Raw genomic sequence first — 1,835 nt, 5'->3', positions numbered from 1 at the left:
ATTTCAGTCGACAGCCTCGAAGACCACAAGAAGTGGATCGCTGATATCGAGGAAACCCAGAATACCAGTGTTCAATTTCCGATCATTGCCGATCCTGATCGCAGCGTGGCAACGCTGTACAACATGATCCACCCAAATGCGGACGCCAAAGTCACGGTTCGGGCAGTTTATGTCGTCGACCCCAACAAGAAAATTCGCGCTTCCATCATCTATCCCCCAAGCGCAGGTCGGAACTTTGATGAGATCCTCCGCCTGATTGACAGCCTTCAACTTACGGACGGCCACAAAGTGGCGACGCCAGTGAACTGGAACGACGGCGATGATGTGATCATCGTGCCTTCTCTGACTGACCCGAACGAAATCGCCAGGCTCTTTCCGAAAGGCTACAAGGCGGTGAAGCCGTACTTGCGCTACACTCCTCAGCCGGAAAAATAGATTTCCTCCTGACCTTCCGTGCCATCAGCGCACGGAAGGCACTGAAAGCGAATTCAATTTGGCAAAGCTGCTTTGATCGAGTCGATATCGTATGGTTTCTTGACCACTGGCGCGGATGAGTAACGCTTTGCCAAATCGATGGAATCTCCATATCCCGTCGCAAATGCAAAGGAAATGCCTTGTGCGTGCAATTGTTCGGCGACCGGTTCACTGGTCTCTGATCCGAGGTTGACATCCAACAAGGCGAATTGAAGGGTCTCGCTCTCGATGAAATCGAGGGCTTCCTTCACGTTTGACGCCACGAACACTTCCGTCGCACCTAGCGACCGAAGCATGTCCTCCGCATCCATTGCAATGATCAAATTGTCTTCCAGTACCAGCGCATGCCCTGACAGGCTGGCCTGCTTGCGCTCACCCGTCTTGCTGCCGGTCTCGGGATGCAAGGCATCGGAAAATCCATCGACATGTGCCGGGGGAATTTCGAAATCCGCTGAGACACCGGTGACCTCAAACCTCATCTCGGCTCGACCACCCAGCTCATACGGAATCGATCGCTCAATGATGGTCGACCCGAAGCCCCGGCGCACAGGAGGTGACTGGATGGGCGGGCCACCGGTCTCCAGCCACGATATTGACAAGGCCCCGTCCGAGAGCCGCGCGAAGCCAATCTGCACGACGCCATTTGTTTTGCTAAGCGCCCCGTATTTCGCCGAGTTGGTCAGCAATTCATGCACGACCAGCGACACGGCCGTGAAGGCTTTTGGTCGCAAATGGACGTCCGGCCCCTGAATCTTCACCTTCTCGGCGTTTGCCCCAAGATAGGCTTCCACCTCGATGCGTATCAGCTCTCGTGCTGAAGCAGGCTCCCATTGCTGCCTCGTGATCAAGTCATGGGCACGACTGAGTGCGTGGATCCGACCACCCACAACATGCGTAAACTCAGAAATGGAGCGCGCCTCGGATCCGCTCTGTTCAACAAGCCCACCAATCAAGCTCAAGATATTCCGCACTCGGTGATTAAGCTCGGCAATCAGAAGTTCCTGATGCTCCTGCGCTTTAGCCCGTTCGCGCAATGTTGCGTCCGACATACGCAAAATGACTTCGAGCAATGTCAGCCGCAGCGCTTCAGCGGCGCGCACTTCGGCGGGCTGCCAGGGGGCAGATGTATTCCGCACAATCTGCTGCCATGCCTCAAAACTCTTGCGCGGGGTGAGACGGTCGCCATTCGGACCAGAAACGACGGGTTTATCCGGATTCCCGGCCCATGTGACAGATTTTGCAAGCTCCCTGCGGAACAGCACAATGTAGTCTCTCGGCGCCCGCGACACGGGCAAGACGAGCATACCGGCAGCGCGATCCACAAACCCAGCAGCAGCGGGATAGGCTTTAACAACACTGTC

2 protein-coding genes are annotated in these 1,835 nt (G+C 55.7%); one reads left to right on the top strand and one right to left on the bottom strand.

Features of this window, described 5'->3' with window-relative positions; genetic code table 11:
* Positions 1–435, top strand: a 435-nt coding sequence (locus B4F73_RS15210; RefSeq protein ID WP_290481272.1) for a redoxin domain-containing protein, incomplete at its 5' end; no start/stop codon positions are given.
* A gap of 53 nt (positions 436–488) precedes the next feature.
* On the opposite strand, the gene B4F73_RS15205 is transcribed toward B4F73_RS15210, so the two are convergent.
* Positions 489–1,835 (bottom strand): HWE histidine kinase domain-containing protein (locus B4F73_RS15205; RefSeq protein WP_290483687.1); only part of this gene is annotated, 1,347 nt, incomplete at its 5' end.

This window comes from Hyphomonas sp. UBA3601, from assembly GCF_002375605.1.
Classification (GTDB): domain Bacteria; phylum Pseudomonadota; class Alphaproteobacteria; order Caulobacterales; family Hyphomonadaceae; genus Hyphomonas.
Note: the sequence above shows the minus strand (reverse complement) of the source record. Positions and strands in the feature narration are given on the sequence as shown.